A 19,807-nucleotide genomic window follows, 5' to 3' on the forward strand; every position below is an offset into this window, starting at 1 on the left:
GCGGGACGGGGACGGCGGTTCGGGCACGAGAAGATGCGGACACGGTCGAGGATCCTAAGCCTCGACGAGGGTCCGGCTGTCCGCTCGGCCGGCGACGACGTCCCAGCGCCTGCGGCGCAACTGCACCGGGACGGTCTCGCCGCGCTCCTCGGCCGCGAACACGGCGGCCCGCGCGCGACGCCACCACACGACCGTGCGCCACACGCCGAGCAGCATCACCGCGACCACGGAAAGGAACGCGATCCGGTACGCCTGGGGAGCCGCCACGACCGGCTCGACGACGTCCAGCAGCACGCCCACGGCGAGCGCGGTGAACGTGATCGCGCCGAACCCGCCGACGTTCGCCACGCCGGTCGCCGTGCTCACCCGGTGCAGCGGGTTGTAGTCGCGCACCAACGCGAACGCCACGCCCGACACCGGGTTGCCCACGGCGAGCACCGCGAACAGCAGGTACAGCGCCGGCGTCGGCAGCACGCCGCCCGGCCAGCCCAGCAGCACGGCCCAGCAGACGACGGCCGTGGCGAGGTACCAGCCGACGATCGGCATCCGCCACTCCGGCCGGCCGCCGATCACCGTGCCCAGCACCGGGCCGACCACGATCGCCACCAGCACCAGCGTGCTCAGCACGGCGGACGCCGCCGGGCGCGACAAGCCCTGCGCCTCGACCAGGTACGGGAAGCCCCACAGCAGGCCGAGCAGCGCGGGCGTCGACATCGACGTGAAGTGGACCCAGAACCCGAGGCGGGTGCTCGGCTCGCGCCACGCCTCCCGCACCCGTCCGCCCAGGGCGCGCAGCGGCACGGGCTCGGGCGCGGGCGGCACGACGCCGTCGGGCACCTCGCGGACCCGCCACACGACCACCGCCGAGTACACCGCCGTCGCCACGCCCGCGATCAGGAACGTGGCCGTCCAGCCCGCGTTGTCCAGCAGCAGCGTCAGCGGCACGGTCGCGACGAGGTTGCCCGCGCCGCCCAGCGCGGCGGACAGCGTCATGACCAGCGTGAACCGGCGGGGCGGGAAGTGGGCGGCGGCGAGCCGCAGCACGCTGACCCACGTCATCGCGTCGCCGACGCCGAGCACGGCGCGGGCGGCGAGCCCGAGCGGGTACGACCCGGCCAGCGCGAACAACACCTGGCCGGCGCCCATGAGCAGCGCGGCGGCGGTCAGCACGCGGCGCGGGCCGAAGCGGTCCACCAGCAGGCCGGTGGGGATCTGCATCAGCGCGTAGAGGCCGATCTGGAGCACGGTGAACGTGCCGAGACCGGCGGGGCCGACGGCGAAGCGGTCGCCCGCCTCCAGGCTGGCGACGCCCAGCGAGGTGCGGTGGAACAGGGCGGCGATGTAGACGACGACGGCGGTTGACCAGATCAGCCACGCTTGCTTGGTGGCGCGATCGACCGGCAAGGCGGGTCTCCTAGGCTTCCGTGCGGCTGCACTCCCAGTATCGGGAAAAAGTTGCCTAGTGTTAACGATTCCCGGGGTGCCCCTCACCACACCGCGGACCGCTCAGCGCACGGCCCCGACCTGCGCCCACTTGCCGGACCGGGCGCGCGCCAGCCCCAGCACGAGCCGCAGCGCCATGAACGCCGACAGCCCCGTCCAGATGCCGGTCAGACCCCAGCCGAACGCGGCGGACGCCCACACCAGCGGCAGGAACCCCAACGCCGCCGCCACCAGCGTCGCCGTCCGCAGGAACTTCGCGTCGCCCGCGCCGAGCAGCACGCCGTCCAGCGCGAACACCACGCCCGCGATCGGCTGCAGCCCCACGAAGAACCACCAGGCGTGCGGGATCTCGTCCAGCACCGCCCGGTCGGTCGTGAACACCAGCGGCAGCGGCCGGTACAGCGCCGCGAACACGACCCCCAGCAGCACGCCGAACCACAGCCCGTAGCCGGTGACCTGCCAGGCGAACCGCTTGGCCTGCTCACGCCGTTCCGCGCCGAGCGCCGCGCCCACGATCGACTGCGCGGCGATCGCCAGCGAGTCCAGCACCAGCGCGAGGAACGTCCACAGCTGCAGCACCACCTGGTGCGCGCCGACCGCGCCGACCGACGTGCGGGCGGCGACCGACGCGGCCGACAGGAAGCACGCCTGGAACGCGAGGCTGCGCAGCACGAGGTCGCGGCCGAGGCCGAGCTGCGCCCGCATCCGGCGCCGGTCGGGCCGCAGGCTCACCCGCTCCGCGCGCAGCGCCCGGAAGAACAGGCACGCCGACAACGCCTGCGCGACCACGTTCGCCGCCGCCGAGCCCTCCAGGCCCCACCCGGCGCCGTGCACCAGCACCGGGCACAGCACCGCCGAGATGCCGTTGCCGACGAGCACGTACCGCAGCGGGCGGCGGGTGTCCTGCACACCGCGCATCCAGCCGTTGCCGGCCATCGTGACCAGCACGAACGGCGCGCCGAACAGGGCGATCCGCAGCCACGCGACGGCGTTGTCGGCGACCGCGCCCCCACCGGCCAGCAGGCGTGCCGCGGGACCGGCGAACAGCTGCCCCGCCGCGATCACGACCAGGCCGACGGCCAGCGCGAGCCACGTCGCCTGCACGCCCTCCTCGACCGCCTCCGGCCGCCGTCCCGCGCCGAACAAGCGCGCCGTGCGGGCCGTGGTGCCGTAGGAGAGGAACGTCAACTGCGTCGCGACCTGCGTGAACAGCACGCCGCCCAACGCCAGCCCGGCCAGCGGCAACGCGCCGAGGTGGCCGACGACGGCGGTGTCCACCAGCACGTACAGCGGCTCGGCCGCCAGCACCACCAGCGCCGGCGCGGCCAGCCCGACGACCCGCCGGGCCGGTACCCGCTCCTCCACCCGTCCGTCCCCCTCAGCCCGCGGCGCCCGGTCAGGACCCGGCGATCGTCTCCAGCGCGGCGCGCAGCCGGTCCAGCACCTCGTCGGCGGTGCCGGCGGCGGTGAACCCGGACGCCAGGCGGTGACCGCCGCCGCCGAGCAGCTGCGCCACCTCGCGCACGTCCACCTCGCTCACCGCGCGCAGCGACACCGACCACGACGACGGCCGCAGCTCCTTCAGCACGGCCGCCACCTCGGCCTCCGCCGTGGTGCGGACGAGGTCGACCACGCTCTCCACCTCCTCGGGCCGCAGCCCGGAGGCGTCCTCCAGCGTCACGACGGCGTGCACGAACCCCCGCCCGCCCGCGGCCTCGCGCTCCAGCCGGGCGCGGCCGAGCACCTTCGCCAACATCCCGAGATACCCGAACGGGTGAGAGTCCATGAGGGGCCGGGCCACGGCCTCGGCGTCCACCCCGGCCGCGATCAGCCGGGCCGCCACCTGGTGCGTGGTCGCGGACGCGTGCCGGAACGACCGGGTGTCCGTCACCAGACCGGCGTAGACGCAGCGCGCCACCGGCTCGTCCAGCTCGACGCCCAGCTCGTCCAGCAGCCGCAGCACCACGAGCGCGGTCGCCTCGGCCCGGTCGTCGATGACGTTCACGTGCCCGAACCCGGGGTTCGACACGTGGTGGTCCAGCACGACCACCACACCGGCGGTGGACACCCGATCGGCCAACGGCCCGAGCCGTCCGACACTGCCCGTGTCCAACGCCACCAGCACCGGCGGCTCGGCCGGCACCTCCGACGCGGGCACCAGCAGTCCCGCGACGTCCAGGCTCCGCAACGTCTCCGGCACCTCGTCCGGCGCGCCGAACGACACGCGCACCGCCACACCGCGGCGGTGCAGGGCCAGGCCCAGCGCCAACGCGCTCCCCAACGCGTCGGCGTCGGGGTTCACGTGGGCCAGCAACGTGACGTCGGTGGCGGTCGAGAGGACACGGGCGGCCGCGGCGAGGTCGGCGCTCAAGTGGTCGGTCAAGCCTGAGTCGTTGCGCACGGCCGGAACGCTAGTCGGCCGCGACGCTAGTCGGCGTCCTCGGGCTCGCGCGGCGCCTTGTACGGGTCGGGCTCGCCCGCGGGCTCCGCGCCGTGCGCGATCCGCGCCACCTCGGCGTCCAGCTCGCGCGCCTTGGCCAGCAGCTCGTCCATCCGACGCGCCTCGTCCGGCACGGTGTCGGTGACGAACGTCAGGGTCGGCGTGAACCGGACGCCGGTCTGCTGCCCGACCATGGTGCGCAGCACGCCCTTGGCCTTCTCCAGCGCCGCCGCGGCGCCCGCGAGGTCCGGCTCGGAGTCGAGCTTCTCGCCGAGCACGGTGTAGTAGACCGTCGCGTCGTGCAGGTCCCCGGTCACCCTGGTGTCGGTGATGGTCACGCGGGCCAGCCGCGGGTCCTTCACCTGGTGCTCCAACGCGGAAGCCACGATCTGCGAGATCCGCTTGGCGAGCTTGCGAGCCCGTGCCTGGTCGGCCACGGCGCTCCCCTCCTGTCGTCCGATGTGCCGCCGCAGAGGGCGGCGTGTGCTACTCGTCCTCCGGCCCGACCAGCCTGTGGCGGGCGGAGAGGAGTTCCAACTCGGGTCGTCCGGCCACCAGTCGCTCGCACGCGGTCAGGACGTCCCTCACATGCTCGGCGTCGGCGGCGACCGCCGCCACTCCGATCAGGGCGCGGCGGTGCAGGTCCAGGTGGCCCGCCTCGGCGACCGACACCTCGAACTTGCGCCGCAGCTCGGCCACGATCGGCCGGACCACGGACCGCTTCTGCTTCAACGAGTGGACGTCGCCGAGCAAGACGTCCAGCTCCAGGGCACCGACGAACACAGATGATCACCAGGTGGTCAGGGGTGCGGGGCCGCCGGTTCCGACGGCCCCGCACCTGGCTGAAGACGATCAGGCGCGCGGCTTCTCGCGCATCTCGAACGTCTCGATGATGTCGCCGACCTTCAGGTCGCTGTAGTTGCCGAGCGTCAGACCGCACTCGAAGCCCTCGCGGACCTCGGTCGCGTCGTCCTTGAACCGGCGCAGCGAGCTGATCGGCAGGTTCTCCTGCACGACGTTGTTGTCGCGCAGCAGGCGGGCCCGGGCGTTGCGCCGGATCTCGCCCGACATCACGAGGCAACCCGCGATCGTGCCGACCTTGGAGGACTTGAAGACCTCGCGGACCTCCGCGCGGCCCAGCTGGACCTCTTCGTACTCCGGCTTGAGCATGCCCTTCAGGGCCTGCTCGATCTCGTCGATCGCCTGGTAGATCACCGTGTAGTAGCGGACGTCCACGCCTTCGCGGTTCGCGAGTTCGGTGGCCTTGCCCTCGGCCCGGACGTTGAAGCCCAGGACGATGGCGCTACCCGCGACGGCGAGGTTGATGTCGCCCTCGGTGATGCCACCGACGCCGCGGTGGATGACCCGCAGCTCGACGTCGTCGCCGACCTCGATCTTCATCAGGGCGTCTTCCAGGGCCTCGACGGTACCCGAGTTGTCACCCTTGATGATCAAGGTGAGGGCGCTGGTCTCCTTCAGCGCGGCGTCGAGGTCCTCCAGGCTGACGCGCTTCCGCTTGGCCGCGTTGGCGGCGTTGCGGCTGCGGGCCTGGCGGCGCTCGGCGATCTGCCGGGCCACGCGGTCCTCGTCGACGACCAGGAAGCTGTCGCCCGCGCCGGGCACCGACGTGAGGCCGATGACCTGGACCGGCCGCGACGGGGTCGCCACCGTGATGTCCGCGCCGTGCTCGTCCACCATGCGGCGGACGCGGCCGTACGCGTCACCGGCGACGATCGAGTCGCCGACCCGGAGCGAACCGCGCTGCACCAGCACCGTGGCCACCGGACCGCGACCGCGGTCGAGGTGCGCCTCGATCGCGACGCCCTGGGCCTCCATGTTCGGGTTGGCCCGCAGGTCGAGCGACGCGTCGGCGGTCAGCAGGATCGCCTCCAGCAGACCGTCGATGTTGACGCCCTGCTTCGCCGAGATGTCGACGAACATGGTGTCGCCGCCGTACTCCTCGGCGACCAGCCCGTACTCGGTGAGCTGCTGGCGGATCTTGGCGGGGTTGGCCCCCTCCTTGTCGATCTTGTTCACCGCGACCACGATCGGCGCGTTGGCCGCCTGGGCGTGGTTGATCGCTTCCACCGTCTGCGGCATCACGCCGTCGTCGGCCGCCACCACGATCACCGCGATGTCGGTCGAGTTCGCACCACGCGCACGCATGGCGGTGAACGCCTCGTGACCCGGGGTGTCGATGAACGTGATCAGGCGCTCGTTGCCCTCGAGCTCGGTCTTCACCTGGTAGGCGCCGATGTGCTGGGTGATGCCACCCGCCTCGCCCTCGGCCACCTTCGCCTTGCGGATGGTGTCGAGGAGTCGCGTCTTACCGTGGTCGACGTGACCCATGACGGTCACGACCGGCGGCCGGATCTGCAGGTCGTCCTCGTCACCGGCGTCCTCGCCGTAGGTGATGTCGAACGTCTCCAGCAGCTCGCGGTCCTCCTCCTCGGGGGACACGACCTGCACGTTGTAGTTCATCTCGGAGCCCAGGAGCTCCAGGATCTCGTCGGACACCGACTGCGTCGCGGTGACCATCTCGCCGAGGTGGAACAACACCTGCACCAGCGAGGCCGGGTTGGCGTTGATCTTGTCGGCGAAGTCGGTCAGCGAGGCGCCACGCGGCAGGCGGATCGTCTCGCCGTTGCCCTTGGGCAGGCGGACGCCACCGACCGACGGCGCCTGCATGTTGTCCATGTACTCCTGGCGCTTCTGCCGCTTCGACTTGCGGCCACGACGCGCCGGACCACCGGGACGGCCGAAGGCGCCCGCGGCGCCGCCGCGTCCACCGGGCCCGCCACCACCGGGACGACCGCGGAAACCGCCGCCGCCACCAGCCGGGGCGCCACCACCGGCGCCGCCACCGCCGCCGGGGCGGAAGCCACCGCCGCCGCCACCGCCGCCACCGGGGCGGAAGCCGCCACCGGCGCCGCCGCCACCGCCACCGGGACCGCCGCGGAAGCCACCGCCACCGCCGCCGCCACCGGGACGACCGCCGCCACCGCCGGGACCGCGGCCACCGCCGCCGCCACCGGGACCGCCGGGGCCACGACCGCCGCCGCCACCGCTGCCACCAGGGCGCGGGGCCGGACGACCGGGCATCATGCCCGGGTTCGGCCGCGGCGGCATGTTGCCGGGGTTGGGACGGGGACCGCCGGGACCGCCACCGGAGCCACCCGGACGGGGGCCGGCCGGACGCGAGTCACCGGGCTTGGGACCGGACGGGCGCTCGCCGCCGCCCGGCGTGGCCGGACGCGGAGCCTGCGGACGCGGCGCGGGAGCGCCACCACCGACACCGAACGGGTTGTTGCCCGGACGCGGGGGCCGCGGGCCGGCGGGCTTGGGGGCCTGCGGGCGCGGCGGGACCACGGACGGGGTGTTCTGCGCGGCCGCGGGCTGCTGCTGCGGTGCGCGCGGGCCGGGACGCGGGCCGGGGCCACTGGTCCGCGGCGCCTGCTGGGGCGCCTGCTGCGGCTGCTGCTGCTGAGGCGCGGCCGCCGGAGCGGGGGCCTGGGCGGCGGGAGCCGGAGCCTGCGTCTGAGCGGCGGCCGGGGCCGGGGCCTCGGGCTGCGCGACGGGCGCGGCCGGAGCGGGCGCCGGGGTGGCGGGCTTCGCCACCGGCTTCGGGGCCATCGGCTTGGGGCCGGGCACCGGACGCGGACCCGGCTTGCCGGCCGGGGCCGGCGGACGCGGGGCCGACGTGTCGCTCTTGGTCTCACCCGACGGCGCGGGCTTCGGCGGGGCCGGGCGGGCGCCCGCCGGCTTGGCCTTCGCGTCGTTCTTGGCGTAGGCGTCACGAAGCCGCCGGGCCACGGGGGCCTCGACGGTGCTGGACGCGGACTTCACGTACTCGCCCTGGTCGGCGAGCTTGCTCAGTAGTTCTTTACTCGTGACACCGAGCTCTTTGGCGAGCTCGTGCACGCGGGCCTTACCTGCCACTGCACTCCTCTGTGAGGGAGGCCGGCGGGCAAGTCCCGTCGACCTCGTCTTAACGTCGCGCGTTCATGTCTTCAGCTTCACGGCTGACTCATGACGGGTCGACCTGCTTCCTTGCTTCCTGCTGGTCACGGGGCGATCCCGCGACCTCCTGCCCACACTGCTCGAGGTGACCGCGCACGCGATCCACGTCGAGCGGCCCCTGGACCCTGAAGGCCCTGGGGAACGCCCGTCGCTTCTCGGCGTTGCGGAGGCAGTCCGGATCGGGGTGCAGCCATGCTCCCCTACCGGGCAACCGTCGGCGTGTGTCCGGGACCACAGCCCCGTCCACGACCACCACGCGCAGCAGCTCGGAGGGCAACGTCCGAGCGCGGCATCCGATGCACGTACGAACCGGGCCGATGTGCGTGAGATCCGATCCCCGACGTTGAACCACTGCGAAGTCTATCCCCTGTTGCCTATTCAGCCGAACCGGATGCCGATGCGCCCGCCGGCGCGGACCCGGCGGCCTCCGCATCACTGCGGATGTCGATGCGCCACCCGGTCAGCCGGGCGGCCAGCCGGGCGTTCTGGCCCTCCTTGCCGATGGCGAGGGAGAGCTGGAAGTCCGGCACCACGACGCGTGCCGTCTTGGCGCGCTCGTCGAGCACCCTGACAGAGACAACCTTCGCCGGTGACAAGGCATTCCCGACGAACGTGGCCGGGTCGTCCGAGTGGTCGATGATGTCGATCTTCTCGCCGGCCAGCTCGCTCATCACGTTGCGGACCCGCGCGCCCATCGGGCCGATGCACGCGCCCTTGGCGTTCACGCCGGGCACCGTCGTGCGGACCGCGATCTTCGAACGGTGACCTGCCTCACGTGCCACCGCGGGGATCTCGACGGTGCCGTCGGCGATCTCGGGCACCTCCAGGGCGAACAGCCGGCGCACCAGGTTCGGGTGCGTGCGCGACAGCGTGATCTGCGGGCCGCGCGCGCCGCGGGACACGCCCACGACGTAGCACTTCAGCCGCGAGCCGTGCTCGTACGACTCGCCCGGCACCTGCTCGGCGGGCGGCAGCACGCCCTCGGTGTCGCCGATCTGCACCACGACCATGCCGCGGGCGTTGGCCCGGGCGTCGCGCTGCACCACACCGCCGATGATCTCGCCCTCCTTGGCGGAGAACTCGCCGAAGGTGCGCTCGTGCTCGGCGTCGCGCAGGCGCTGGAGGATGACCTGCCGGGCGGTGGTGGCGGCGATGCGGCCGAATCCCTCCGGCGTGTCGTCCCACTCCTCCGCGACGGAGCCGTCGGGGTTGAGCTCCTGCGCGAGGACGCGGACCATGCCGGACTTGCGGTCGATCTCCACCCGCGAGTGCGCGTGGTGGCCCTCGGTGTGCTTGTAGGCGGTCAGCAGGGCGGTCTCGATGGCTTCGAGAACCGTGTCGAAGGGGATGTCCTTGTCCCGTTCGATCGCCCTGAGAGCGGCGATGTCGACGTTCACTCCGACTCCTCCTTCAGGTGCTTGCCTTCGAGGAGCGCGAGCTCTTCGACCGGCGGCTGCTTGAACTCGACTTCGACGACGGCGCGCTCGATCGTCCGGTACTCGACGCGGCGCAGCTCGCCCTTCACCAGCAGCACGACGCCGGTGTCGTCGGCCTCGCCGACCCGGCCGAACCACTCGACCTGGTCCGGCTGCTTCACCTTCACCAGCCGCAGCCGGCTGCGCTTCCAGTGGCGCGGCTTGGTGAGCGGGCGGTCCGCGCCGGGAGAGGTGACCTCAAGCGTGTACGGGCCCGCGATCAGGTGCTCGTGCGCGTCGAGGGCGGCGGACACGGCGCGACTGGCCTGCGCCACCTCGTCCAGCCCGATCCCCTCGTCGCCGTCCACGACCACCTTGACGAGCCTGCGACGCCCAGCCTGGTTCACGTCGAGCGTCTCGAGGTCGAAGCCGATGGCCTCCACCGCCTCGCGAACGACGGGTGCTAGCTGCGCGGCGAGTTCTCCGCGCGGCGGGCTGGACACGTGGTGACTCCTTTGGTCTGTGCAGAGGGCACGGCAACCCCGGCCGACGCTGCACTTCGCCGGCCGTGGTCGCTCAGACTATCTCGTTCGGCGACGTCCCACGTGCCACGGGCGGAGGCGGTGCTCTGGCAGGATCGGAACACGTGATCGGTAGAACGGCGTTCAGCAGGCGCGGAGTGCTGCTGGCGGCTGCCACGGCCCCGTTGGCAGTCGCGTGCACCACACCCCCACCCCCTCCGCCGCCCCCGGACCCCCTGGCCGAGCTGGTGCGGGCGGCCCGGTCGGACGCGGCGCTGGCCGCGGCGGTCGGCGCGCCGGAGACGGCGGCGGTGCGCGAGGAGCACGCCGTGAAGCTGCAGGCCGAGGTGGACCGGGCCACGCCGCGGGTGCCGGGTTCGTCGGCGCCGCCCTCGACGTCCGCCTCGGTGGCGCCGCCTGCGGGAGCGTCGCGGGAGGCGCTGGTGCCGGCGTTGCAGGCGGCGCAGAAGCAGGCCGGTGAGCTGGTGGCGTCGGTGGAGGCGCACCGGGTGGGGTTGGTCGCCTCGGTGGCGGCCGGGTGCGCGAGCCTGGTGGAGGCGTTGTCGTGAGCGTGGACGCGGTGCAGGACGCGTTGGCCGCGGAGCACGCGGCGGTGTGGACGTACGGGTTGGTCAGCGCGTTCATCCAGCAGCAGGCGGCGGACGTGGCGACGGGCGCGACCGCGCACCGGGCGCGGCGCGACGCGACGGAGCGGTGGTTGCGCGACCGGGGAGCCGCCCCGCGCCCGCCCGCGGCGGCCTACCTGCCGCCGGAGCCGGTGGACAGCGCGGCGTCGGCCATCGCGGCGTTGATCACGGCGGAGACGGACGCGTGCGTGGCGTGGCGGGGCGTGCTGGAGCGCACGGACGAGGCGGCGTTGCGGCAGGCGGCGCTGGACGCGCTGACCGTGTCCGCGGTGCGGGCGACGCGGTGGCGGAAGGTGGCCGGGGTGACGCCGACGTCGATCGCGTTCCCGGGCGCCGGGGTGGGCTGACGCGACGCGGGAATCCTCGCCGGGGACCCCGGTCCCGGTCAGCGGTTCAGGTCGGCGGCCAGGCGGAACGCGTCGTTGCTGATCCGCTTCATCAGCTTGACGTGCTCGGCCTCGTCCTTGCCGTGGCGGACGGTGTCCGACTCGATGATGATCACGTCCCGGTCGTCCTGCCGCGCCGCGAAGCCGCCGTTCGCCAGCGTCGGCAGGTTCGGCACGCGCACCGCGCCGTCCTTCACCAGGTCGTTGACGTTCCCGGTGCCGTCGCGGGTGGTGAGCTCCTTCAGCTTGGCCGCGTCCTCGGCGGTCTTCATGCGCACCACTGACACGGACGTGTACACCGTCACCCCGTCGGGGGTCGTCGTTGTGTACAGACCGCGCGTGAGCTGCTGGCACGGCGTGGCGGTCAGGAACCGCTGGGTCTCGCCGTACGCGTGCGGCGCGCAGCTGCTGTCCTTCAGCGGCTCGGGGACGTCCGGGGACACGGCGAAGGTGAACTCGCCGCCGGGCGGCGCGGACGTGGGCGTCGGCGTGCCGGTCTGCTGCTCCTTGCCGGTCACGGCGATCCAGACCAGCCCGGACACGAGCGCGACGCCGAGCAGCCCGAGCCCCTTGAGCAGCAGGCCACGCCGCGACCGCGCCGCCGGCGGAGGCGGGGGTGGGGGCGGCGGCGAGCTCAGCAGCGAGTCGAGCTGACCGATCTCCGACCGCCACAGCGGCGCCGTGTCCGACGACCGGAGGGGCGGAATCCGCTGCGTCACCTCTTCGGGTGATTCGGGAGGAACCGACACAAAGACCCACGGTAACGGACGCGGGTCACCTGAGCGCTGCGAGCACCAGATCGACGTCCTCCGCCGTGTTGTACAGGTGAAACGCCAGCCGGACCCGTCCGGCGCGCAGGCTGGACCGCACCCCGGCGGCCTCCAGCCGCTCACCGGCGCCCGGCAGGTCGAGCGACACGATCGCCGACCCGCGGGCCGGCAGGCCGAGGCCGTCGAGCAGGGAATCGGCCAGCGCGACGACGTGGTCGCGGACGTCGGCGAGGTCGAGCGACGCGAGGTACGGCAGGGACGTCGCCGCGCCGTACTGGGACAGCCAGACGGGCGAGAGGTCGAGGCGCCGGGCGTCCGGCGCGAGCCGCAGCGGCAGCCCGTACACCGTGGACCAGGGGTCGTCACCTGCGAACCAGTTCGCCGCCGCGGGCACGGTGCGCTCCAGCGCCGAGGGCGAGCAGGCGAGCCACGCGCACCCGCGCGGCGACATCAGGAACTTGTAGCCGACGGCCACGACCCAGTCCGCCCAGTCGAGCCGCAGCGGCATCCAGCCGACGGCCTGGGAGGCGTCCAGCAGCACCGGCACGCCGGTCGCGCGGAGCGCGTCGAGGTCGACGATCCGGCCGTCCGCGGACTGCACGACGCTCACCGCGACGAGGTCGTGGCCGGGGGCGGCGGACGGGACCTCCTCCAGATCGACTTCGGTGACCCGCAGGCCGCGGGCCGCGAAGGGGAACGTGAGGCTGGTGAACTCGCCGCGCGCGACGAGCACCGAGGCGTCGGCGGGCAGCCCGGCCGCGACCAGCGCCACCAGCTGGGACGCGGACGCGCCCATCGCCACGCGGTCCCCCGGCACGCCCACGAGACGCCCGAACGCGGTGCGGGCGGTCGTCACGTGCTCGTCCACGGCGGCGGGCCCGTCCGCCCCGGTCGACCAGCGGCGCACGGCGTCGGCGACGGCCGTGGCGGTGGGAGCGGGAGGGACGCCGATGCTCGCGGTGTTCAGGTAGCCGAGGGGGACGTCGAAGGTCGTGCCGAAGGCTGCGCGCATGGGGCCATCACATGGCCTTGGCCGCCTCGCCGTCCACCGAATTGCGGTTCTTGCGGCGGGCGTAGACCTGCTTGCGGGTGCGCGCCACGACGTCGCCGTGCTCGTCCACCACGTCGGTGGAGAACCACACGAGCGCCTTGCCGCCGTCCGCGGTCCGGGTGCGGACCTCGTCCAGCTGCTCGTCGGTGAGCCGGAACTCGGCGAACACGTCGCCGCGGCCGGGCTTGACGAAGTCGATCTCGCCGGCGCGGTCCCACACGAGGTGCTCGCGGCCGAGGTGGTGCAGCACGAGCAGCATCCAGAACGGGTCGGTCATCGCGAACAGCGAGCCGCCGAAGTGGGTGCCGACGTAGTTGCGGTTCCACCAGTGCATCCGGAGCCGGACGCGGACGTGGCGGTAGTCGTCGGACAGTTCGAGCACGCGGATGCCCGCGAACAGGAACGGTGGCCACAGGTTCATGCCGCGGCGCAGCCGGGAAGCTTTCACGTCCCGCATGTTACCAGCGGGTAATGTCAGTGGAGGGTGATCACGTTCCGGGTCACCTTGGCCGCCTCGTCCGAGCACAGGAACGCCACCACCGCGGCCACGTCCTCGGGCCGCGACACGTCGTGCGCGGCGCGCACCGCGTCGTTGACCCAGCCGGTGTCGGTGACGCCGGGCTTGACCACGTTCGACGTGACGCCGTGCGGCCACAGCTCGCCCGCCGCGGACATGGCGTAGTTGTCCAGCGCCGCCTTCGCCGCGCCGTAGGACACCTCGGTCGGGAAGCCGAGCGGGCCGCCGGACGTCAGGCCGACGATGCGGCCCCACGTCCCGCCGCGCGCGACGTGCCGCCGGGCGAACTCGGCGATCAGCAGCGCGCCGGCGCGGGCGTCCACCGCGAACTGGGCGTCGAACGTCTCCGCCGAGACGGGCCGCAGCACCCGGCCGAACCCGTCGGCCTCGTCGGGCAGGAAGGTGTCCTGCACCCAGCTGGAGGCGTTGTTGACCAGGATGTCCACCGGGCCGAAGACCTCCTCGGCGGTGTCGAACAGCGCGGCGGGCGCCTGCGGGTCGGCGAGGTCGGCCTCGACGGCGTGCGCCTGGCCCCCCGCCTCGGCGATGGCGGTGACGACGGCCTCCGCGCCGGACTCGCGGGCGGTGAAGTAGGCCTCCGGCAGGCTGTCGTCCGCCGGCGGCGTGAAGCGCAGGTACGTGATGAGGACGTTGACGCCGCGCGCGGCGAGGGCCTTGGCGGTCGCGGCCCCGATGCCCTGGTTCGCGCCGGTGACGATCGCGGTGTGGATCACAGCCGGATCGTGCCGCGCGCGCCGCGCGCCCGCACGCCATTTACCGGCAGAATGCCGGGGGTGCGCAGTGAAGAGATCGAGATCCGCACCGGTTCGCGCGAGGTCGTGCACGACCTGACGCGGGCGTGCGAGGACTTCCTGGCCGACGTGGACGGCGACGGGCTGCTGCACGTCTGGGTGCCGCACGCCACGGCTGGCCTGGCGATCCTGGAGACCGGCGCGGGCAGCGACGACGACCTGCTGACCGCGCTGCGGGAGCTGCTGCCCGCCGACGGCCGCTGGCGGCACCGCCACGGGACGCCCGGCCACGGCCGCGACCACGTGCTCCCCGCGCTGGTGCCGCCCTACGCGACGATCCCGGTGCTAGGCGGTGTGCTGGCGCTGGGCACCTGGCAGTCCGTCTGCCTGGTCGACACCAACGTCGACAACCCCGTCCGCAAGGTCCGGCTCTCGTTCCTGGCCGGGTAGCAGCAGCACGGCGAGCCCGACGACGGCGAGCGCCGCGAACACCCACACCTGGGCGGCGTCGGGCGACGTGCCGGCCACCAGGGCGCGCAGCCCGTCGGCGGAGAACCGGAACGGCGTCCACGACCACAGCAGGGTCCGGTAGGCGGGGTCGAGCAGCTCCGGGACCTGGCCGGCGACGGCGGGCGCCACCAGGTACAGGGGTCCGAGCACGGCCATCGCGCGGAGGCCGAGCAGCCGCAGCAGCGCGAGCTGGACCAGGACGAACGACCCGCCGACCAGGGCGAGGTAGCCGAGGACGTCCCAGCCGAGCGGCAGCGCGGAGTCCCACAGCGCGAACAGGCCCGCCACGACGCCGACGCCGAGCACGGTGGCGGCGGCCGCGACGACGAGCCGGCCGACCAGGTTCGGACGCCGTGCCAGCGCGGTGAACGCCGCGGCGGCGGCCAGGCCCGCGATCCACAACAGCGCGCCGGCGGCCAGCGGCGCGGTGCGGCCGGCGGCCGACACCGGGTCGAGCGTGACGACCCGAACGGGCAGCCCGGACCCCTGCGCGACGCCGCCGAGCACCTGCTGGGCGACCTGCGTGCCGGACGGGTTCACCGCGCCGGACAGCACGACGGTGGCGGCCTCGGGCGCGAGCTCCAGCACGCCGTAGACCTCCTGGCGGGACAGCAGGTCACGGCCTTCCGCCGGGGTCGTGACGCGCCAGTCGACCTCGGCCGCGTCCGACCCCGCGAGCTTGTCGGCGACCCCGCGCAGCGGCGGTGGCGCGTCGGCCCCGACGGCGACGGCGAGCGGCACGTGGTCCGGGTGGGACGTGGCCTGGACGCCGAACGTCAGCAGGCCGAGCACGAGCGCGATCAGCGCGCCGACGACGGCGGTGGCCGCGGCGACTGCCGCGGGCGGCCGATCGGGTAGTGCGGCCATGATGTCCCCCCGATTTCCTCATCGCATGTTGAATTCGAGGCTACGACCGATCGGGTGACGAAGTCAACGCGTGCTGAATTAACGGGAGACGTCCGGTCCACCGAACCGGCGGGGTACGGTTTGCCGGTGACTTACCCAGGTGACGGGCAGTCCGGCTGGGGCGGCCAGCCCGGCCAGGGCGACTGGGGCCCGCAGGACCACGGCTACGGGCAACCGGGCTACACGCCGCAGGGCACCCCGCAACAGGGCATCCCCCAGCAGGGCGCGCCGGGCTACCCCCAGCAGGGCTACGGCGGCTCCTACGGCGGGCTCGGCGTGTTCTCCGGCGGTGAGGGACCGCCGCCGCGCAAGGACCGGAAGAAGCTGTGGCTCGCGTTCGGCGCGGCCGTGCTGGTGCTCGTCGCGGGCGGTGTGACCGCGTACGCGCTGACCCGGCCGGACAAGACGACGACGATCGCGAACACCTCCACCGCCACGACCACCACGGCGACGAAGTCCTCCACGACCACCAAGACGACCACGTCGACCCAGGCGCCCCCGACGTGCGAGGCCGCCAAGCCGGGGTGGAACTGCCTGGCCGTCCCCGCCCTCTCGTACAGCTACGACGTGCCCAAGGGCTGGTCGCCGTCGTCCGCCGGCCCGACGGTCGAGGGCATGGACGACGTGCGGCTCACCGGCCTCACCCTCACCGGCGCCTACGACTGCGGCGGCGACGAGTACACCCGCGGCGGCGCGGGCGGCGTCGTCGTGCCGCAGACCGACCTGACCGCGGTCGCCAAGGACTTCGCCACGAAGCTCGGCACCCAGTACTACGACTCCGCGCCCCAGTTCGAGGTCAAGCTCGGCGAGCCGAAGCCGGTGAAGATCCCCGGCACGGCGGGCGACATCGAGGGCGTGCAGGTCGACGCCTCCATCACCACGTCCGGCGCGGAGTGCCTGGCCACCAAGGGCATGGTGAAGGTCCTGGTCCTCAAGGGCGACACCGGCTTCCACGTGTTCATGGCCAACGGCGACCTCGAAGGCGGACCGGCCACGCCGAAGCCGCCGACCGAGGCCGACCTCCAGGCCATGGTCGACTCCGTGAAGCCGCTGCGCCGGTGAGCTACTCCGGGCTGGGCGTCTACCAGCAGCCACCGCCGAAGCCGCCGAGCCGCGCGCCGCTGTGGATCGCGCTCGCCGTGGTCGGCGTGCTCGTCGTCGGGGCCGGCGTGGCCGCCGCCGTGCTGCTGAACTCCGGCGGCGGCTCGGCCGCGCCCGGCTCGTCCGCGTCGACCCCCACGTCCACCACGCCGCCCGAGCCCGACTGGCAGCCCGTGGACGACACCCAGTCGGGCCTCGCCTACGAGCTGCCGCCGTCGTGGGAGGACACCGGCGGCGGCGCGTCCGGCCGGGTCCGGTTCTCGTCGTCGCACGTGTCCCGACCGTTCGAGTGCCAGGGCCGCCGCATGATCCAGGCGCAGGCGGTGTCCGGGTCCGTCGTCGACGACGACCTGGAGCAGGTCGCCACCGAGGTCGTGAACCGGATGGCCGCCGGCGGGTACACCGTCGACGGCGCGCCGCCCGAGATCGGCGAGCCCCGCGTCGAGTCCGCCGACGACGAGGCCGTGCGGCTCAGCGTCGAGGTGACGCCGAAGTCCGCCAACGCCTGCTACGCGCCCAAGGCCACGATCAGCGCCGTGGCGCTGCGCAACGGCCCCAAGGTGTCCCTGTTCGTCCTGAACGTCGCCCAGGGCGGCCCGCACGTGGCCGAAGGACCGTCCGACGACGACGTGACGCGCATCCTGGGGAGCGTGCGGCTGCCGTGAACACGCTGGTGCTGTGGGACATCGACCTGACGCTGATCGACGCGCGCGGCCTCGGCCACGAGTGGTACCGCACCGCCCTGCGCGCCGCCGCGGGCCTCGACCTCGTGCACACGCCCAGCTTCCCCGGCCGCACCGAACGGGCCATCACGCTGGAACTGCTCGCGGCGCACGACCTGGAGCCCACCGAGGAGCTCGTGACGCGGCTGCACGCCGAGCTGATCGACGTGGCCACGCGGGAACGCGACTTGCTGCCGTCACGGGGCCGTGCGCTGCCGGGCGCGTCGGCGGCGCTCGCGGCGTTGGCGGCACGCGAGGACGTGGTCCAGTCGCTCGTCACCGGGAACCTGGTCGAGATCGCCCGGTTCAAGCTCGCCGCGTTCGGGCTGGACGAGCACGTCGACTTCGAGATCGGCGGCTACGGCTCGGTGTCCGCGCACCGGCCCGCGCTGGTGCTGGAGGCGGTGCGGCTGGCGTCGGCCAAGCACACCCGCGAGTTCCGGTCCGTCGTCATCGGCGACACGCCCCACGACGTGGACGCCGCCCTGCACCACGGCGCCGTGGCAGTCGGGGTGGCGACCGGCCGCAGCACCGCCGCGGAACTCCGCGAAGCCGGCGCGCACGTCGTGCTGACCGACCTGTCCGACACCGCCGCGGTGCTGGACGCGGTGCTCGGCGAACCCTAGGAACCGTCCGTCCTGGGGACCCTCCGCTCAAGACCCCTCTGCCCGCCACACGAAGAGCTGCTGGTCGGGCGGGAAGCCCGCGGTGCCGAACAGGTACGTCCTGCCCCGGCTCGACGCGACGGCCCTCATCTCGTAGATGCCCTCGAACCCGTTGTCCCGCACCGGCATCCGGGTCCAGCGGATGCCGTCCGGCGAGGTCCACACCAGGCCGCCGGCGCCGTGCTCCGTGCGGCCGACGGCGAGGAACCCGCCGCCCCACTGGCGCACGGAGGTGATCCACTGCTGGTCCCTGGCGACGACGCCGGCGTCCGGCAGCCGTCCCAGGTCGGTGTGGCCGGCGTGCCAGGTGTCGTCGCCGTCGCGCCGGTACCGCGCGTACAGGGCGTCGTCGGTCTCGCGGCCCAGCACGAACGTCAGGTCGCCGATGCGGCCGGCGGTGAGGCGCGACCCGAGCGGCAGGCCGTCCCCGACGGGCTCCCAGTCGACTCCGTCCGCCGACCGGAACAGCGGCGTGTCGTCCCGGAACGGGTCGTCGGTGTCGTGCAGGAGGAAGCCGTCCGCCGTGGCCGTCACCGCGGGCTGCAGGATGGCGGACTCCCGGTCGAGCGGGACGCTGCCCGTGTGGCGGAACGACCGGCCGTCTGCGGAGTGCCACACGTCGAAGCCGGAGAAGTCGCCCGGGGCGCGCTCGAACTCCAGCTCGAACCCGTCCGGCACGACGACCAGCACGCCGTGCGGACCGGCGGCGATCGCCGCGAACGGTTGCTCGCCCTCGCTGTCCGGGGCGGTGTCGCCGTCGGGGTCGCGCACCGGGTCCGGGTCGCGGTCCGGCAGCACCGTCCGGTCCCACGTCGTCCCGTCCCCGGTGCGCCACACCGCGATCTCGCCCGGCCCGCCGCCGAGGACGTACGCGGTCGAACCGTGCGTGGCCATCGGTTGGCCCCGCAGGTACCGCTCGAACCCCGCCGGCGCCTGCTCGGTCCACCGGTCGCCGTCCGGCGACGCGAACAGGACCGGCTCCGGGAAGTCGGCCGCGACGAGCAGACCTCCGACCCACCCGACCGCCGCGGCCACGTACGCCGTGGCCAGCCGCGCGGGCAGCTCCGACCGGTCGTGGGCAGACCAGCGCGGCGGGTCGAACGACACCGGAACGGCCTTCGGCGCGGGCGTGCACGCGGCCAGGAACACCACGAGCAGCAGCAGGGCCGGCCTCACGACTCCGGCCGCCAGTGGCTCGTGTCCGTGTCGAACCGGAACCTCCGGGCGGCGCCGGCTCCCGTGGTGCGCAACGGCTTGCCGCCGTCGTCCACCACCAGCTCGCCCTTGGCCGCGCCGGACGTCCACTTCAGGTGCAGCCGCCACTCGACGTCCCGCCGCGCGATCGGCGTGATGACGAGCTGCTCGGGCTCGAAGTCGTTGACCCGGTAGGGGAAGTCCACCACCGGCGTGCCGTCCACGGACAACGGCACGAGCGTCGGCGACGCCGCCTCCAGGTCGAGCCGGAAGAACCTCGGCTCGACCCCGGCCTCGCAGACCGCCGGCAGGAAGATCCCCGGCAGCGGGTCCGCGACGCGCACCACCTCCACCCGCGCCGACTGGACCACCACGGACGCGCCGGTCAGCCCCTGCATCGTCACGACGACCTCGCCGCCGCTGCCCAGCACCGCGTCCGCGGGCGGCCGGCCACCACCGTGCGGGATCGGCTCGTCACCCCGGTCCGGGACGACCCAGCCGCTCTCCGGGCAGTCCAGCCGGAGCCGCTGGTCGGTGGCGACGGCCAGGGGCGTCGCGGGCGGCTCCTCCGCGCGGGTCACCCGCCATACCACGACGACACCGGCGACCACGAGCAGCACCACGACGACGAACAGCGCGATCACGCCGCGCCGGTCGTCGTGGCCGCCGATCCGCAGTTCCCGGACCGTGCCGGACTGCACGACCGCGTCCACGTGGCCGTGCACCGCGTTGCTGGTAGGTCGGGGC

General features: G+C 73.8%; 22 protein-coding genes. 6 read left to right on the forward strand and 16 right to left on the reverse strand.

The window, feature by feature from the left end:
- Nucleotides 1–54 precede the first annotated feature (54 nt).
- The 9 genes from ACRAKH_RS27390 to rimP form a co-directional block, all read right to left on the reverse strand.
- Complete coding sequence (locus ACRAKH_RS27390) at nt 55–1,404, reverse strand: MFS transporter (RefSeq protein WP_380728618.1); 1,350 nt, start codon at nt 1,402–1,404, stop codon at nt 55–57.
- 102 nt (nt 1,405–1,506) lie between these two features.
- Nucleotides 1,507–2,808 (reverse strand): MATE family efflux transporter, encoded by a 1,302-nt coding sequence (locus ACRAKH_RS27395; RefSeq protein WP_380728616.1) that lies wholly within the window; start codon nt 2,806–2,808, stop codon nt 1,507–1,509.
- Between the two features lie 31 nt (nt 2,809–2,839).
- Nucleotides 2,840–3,844: a DHH family phosphoesterase gene (locus ACRAKH_RS27400; RefSeq protein WP_380728614.1), complete on the reverse strand. Its 1,005-nt coding sequence runs from the start codon at nt 3,842–3,844 to the stop codon at nt 2,840–2,842.
- 26 nt (nt 3,845–3,870) lie between these two features.
- Complete coding sequence (gene rbfA / locus ACRAKH_RS27405) at nt 3,871–4,320, reverse strand: 30S ribosome-binding factor RbfA (protein ID WP_380728612.1); 450 nt, start codon at nt 4,318–4,320, stop codon at nt 3,871–3,873.
- Between the two features lie 49 nt (nt 4,321–4,369).
- Nucleotides 4,370–4,666, reverse strand: coding sequence for a DUF503 domain-containing protein (locus ACRAKH_RS27410; protein WP_380728610.1), 297 nt, complete (start codon nt 4,664–4,666; stop codon nt 4,370–4,372).
- A 69-nt stretch (nt 4,667–4,735) separates the two neighbouring features.
- Entirely contained in the window at nt 4,736–7,822 is a 3,087-nt protein-coding gene (gene infB / locus ACRAKH_RS27415; protein WP_447009378.1) for a translation initiation factor IF-2, read from the reverse strand.
- A gap of 88 nt (nt 7,823–7,910) precedes the next feature.
- A complete protein-coding gene (locus ACRAKH_RS27420) occupies nt 7,911–8,336 on the reverse strand; it encodes a YlxR family protein (RefSeq protein WP_380730463.1) in 426 nt (141 codons plus the stop codon).
- Nucleotides 8,278–9,300, reverse strand: coding sequence for a transcription termination factor NusA (gene nusA, locus ACRAKH_RS27425; RefSeq protein ID WP_380730465.1), 1,023 nt, complete (start codon nt 9,298–9,300; stop codon nt 8,278–8,280). The genes ACRAKH_RS27420 and nusA overlap by 59 nt, the downstream gene beginning before the upstream one ends.
- Complete coding sequence (gene rimP / locus ACRAKH_RS27430) at nt 9,297–9,821, reverse strand: ribosome maturation factor RimP (protein WP_380730467.1); 525 nt, start codon at nt 9,819–9,821, stop codon at nt 9,297–9,299. The genes nusA and rimP overlap by 4 nt, the downstream gene beginning before the upstream one ends.
- A gap of 143 nt (nt 9,822–9,964) precedes the next feature.
- Here rimP and ACRAKH_RS27435 point away from each other — a divergent pair, with 143 nt between their 5' ends.
- Both ACRAKH_RS27435 and ACRAKH_RS27440 read left to right on the forward strand, forming a co-directional pair.
- A complete protein-coding gene (locus ACRAKH_RS27435; RefSeq protein ID WP_447009379.1) occupies nt 9,965–10,408 on the forward strand; it encodes a hypothetical protein in 444 nt (147 codons plus the stop codon).
- Complete coding sequence (locus tag ACRAKH_RS27440) at nt 10,405–10,833, forward strand: ferritin-like domain-containing protein (RefSeq protein ID WP_380729962.1); 429 nt, start codon at nt 10,405–10,407, stop codon at nt 10,831–10,833. Before ACRAKH_RS27435 ends, ACRAKH_RS27440 begins: the two co-directional genes overlap by 4 nt.
- A gap of 38 nt (nt 10,834–10,871) precedes the next feature.
- On the opposite strand, the gene ACRAKH_RS27445 is transcribed toward ACRAKH_RS27440, so the two are convergent.
- From ACRAKH_RS27445 to ACRAKH_RS27460, 4 genes are read right to left on the reverse strand one after another with little or no spacing between them, the layout of a single operon-like run.
- A complete protein-coding gene (locus tag ACRAKH_RS27445; protein ID WP_447009380.1) occupies nt 10,872–11,621 on the reverse strand; it encodes a hypothetical protein in 750 nt (249 codons plus the stop codon).
- 25 nt (nt 11,622–11,646) lie between these two features.
- On the reverse strand, nt 11,647–12,654 hold the full coding sequence (locus ACRAKH_RS27450) for an aminotransferase class V-fold PLP-dependent enzyme (RefSeq protein WP_380729959.1): 1,008 nt from the start codon (nt 12,652–12,654) through the stop codon (nt 11,647–11,649).
- Between the two features lie 7 nt (nt 12,655–12,661).
- A complete protein-coding gene (locus ACRAKH_RS27455) occupies nt 12,662–13,141 on the reverse strand; it encodes a DUF4442 domain-containing protein (RefSeq protein WP_380729957.1) in 480 nt (159 codons plus the stop codon).
- A gap of 26 nt (nt 13,142–13,167) precedes the next feature.
- Nucleotides 13,168–13,944 carry an SDR family NAD(P)-dependent oxidoreductase gene (locus ACRAKH_RS27460; protein WP_380729955.1) on the reverse strand — a complete coding sequence of 259 codons (777 nt, stop codon included), beginning with the start codon at nt 13,942–13,944 and terminating at the stop codon, nt 13,168–13,170.
- Nucleotides 13,945–14,004: 60 nt separating this feature from the next.
- Between ACRAKH_RS27460 and ACRAKH_RS27465 the strand changes: the two genes are divergently transcribed.
- The gene (locus ACRAKH_RS27465) at nt 14,005–14,412 is read left to right on the forward strand and encodes a YjbQ family protein (RefSeq protein ID WP_380729953.1); all 408 of its coding nucleotides are present in this window, start codon (nt 14,005–14,007) and stop codon (nt 14,410–14,412) included.
- Here the strand turns inward: ACRAKH_RS27465 and ACRAKH_RS27470 are convergent.
- A complete protein-coding gene (locus tag ACRAKH_RS27470) occupies nt 14,308–15,339 on the reverse strand; it encodes an ABC transporter permease (protein WP_447009381.1) in 1,032 nt (343 codons plus the stop codon). The genes ACRAKH_RS27465 and ACRAKH_RS27470 overlap by 105 nt on opposite strands.
- A gap of 126 nt (nt 15,340–15,465) precedes the next feature.
- On the opposite strand from ACRAKH_RS27470, the gene ACRAKH_RS27475 reads away from it, so the two are divergent.
- Genes ACRAKH_RS27475 through ACRAKH_RS27485 form a run of 3 tightly spaced genes read left to right on the forward strand, consistent with a single transcriptional unit; the run spans nt 15,466 to nt 17,827 of the window.
- Nucleotides 15,466–16,440 (forward strand): hypothetical protein, encoded by a 975-nt coding sequence (locus ACRAKH_RS27475; RefSeq protein WP_380725617.1) that lies wholly within the window; start codon nt 15,466–15,468, stop codon nt 16,438–16,440.
- Nucleotides 16,437–17,144 (forward strand): hypothetical protein, encoded by a 708-nt coding sequence (locus ACRAKH_RS27480; RefSeq protein WP_380725619.1) that lies wholly within the window; start codon nt 16,437–16,439, stop codon nt 17,142–17,144. Before ACRAKH_RS27475 ends, ACRAKH_RS27480 begins: the two co-directional genes overlap by 4 nt.
- Nucleotides 17,141–17,827, forward strand: a complete 687-nt coding sequence (locus tag ACRAKH_RS27485; RefSeq protein WP_380725621.1) for an HAD family hydrolase — start codon at nt 17,141–17,143, stop codon at nt 17,825–17,827. The genes ACRAKH_RS27480 and ACRAKH_RS27485 overlap by 4 nt, the downstream gene beginning before the upstream one ends.
- A gap of 27 nt (nt 17,828–17,854) precedes the next feature.
- Here ACRAKH_RS27485 and ACRAKH_RS27490 read toward each other — a convergent pair whose 3' ends face one another.
- Nucleotides 17,855–19,042, reverse strand: coding sequence for a hypothetical protein (locus ACRAKH_RS27490; protein ID WP_380725623.1), 1,188 nt, complete (start codon nt 19,040–19,042; stop codon nt 17,855–17,857).
- A complete protein-coding gene (locus tag ACRAKH_RS27495) occupies nt 19,039–19,785 on the reverse strand; it encodes a hypothetical protein (protein WP_380725626.1) in 747 nt (248 codons plus the stop codon). The genes ACRAKH_RS27490 and ACRAKH_RS27495 overlap by 4 nt, the downstream gene beginning before the upstream one ends.
- Nucleotides 19,786–19,807 lie beyond the last annotated feature (22 nt).

Source organism: Saccharothrix hoggarensis (assembly GCF_052936025.1).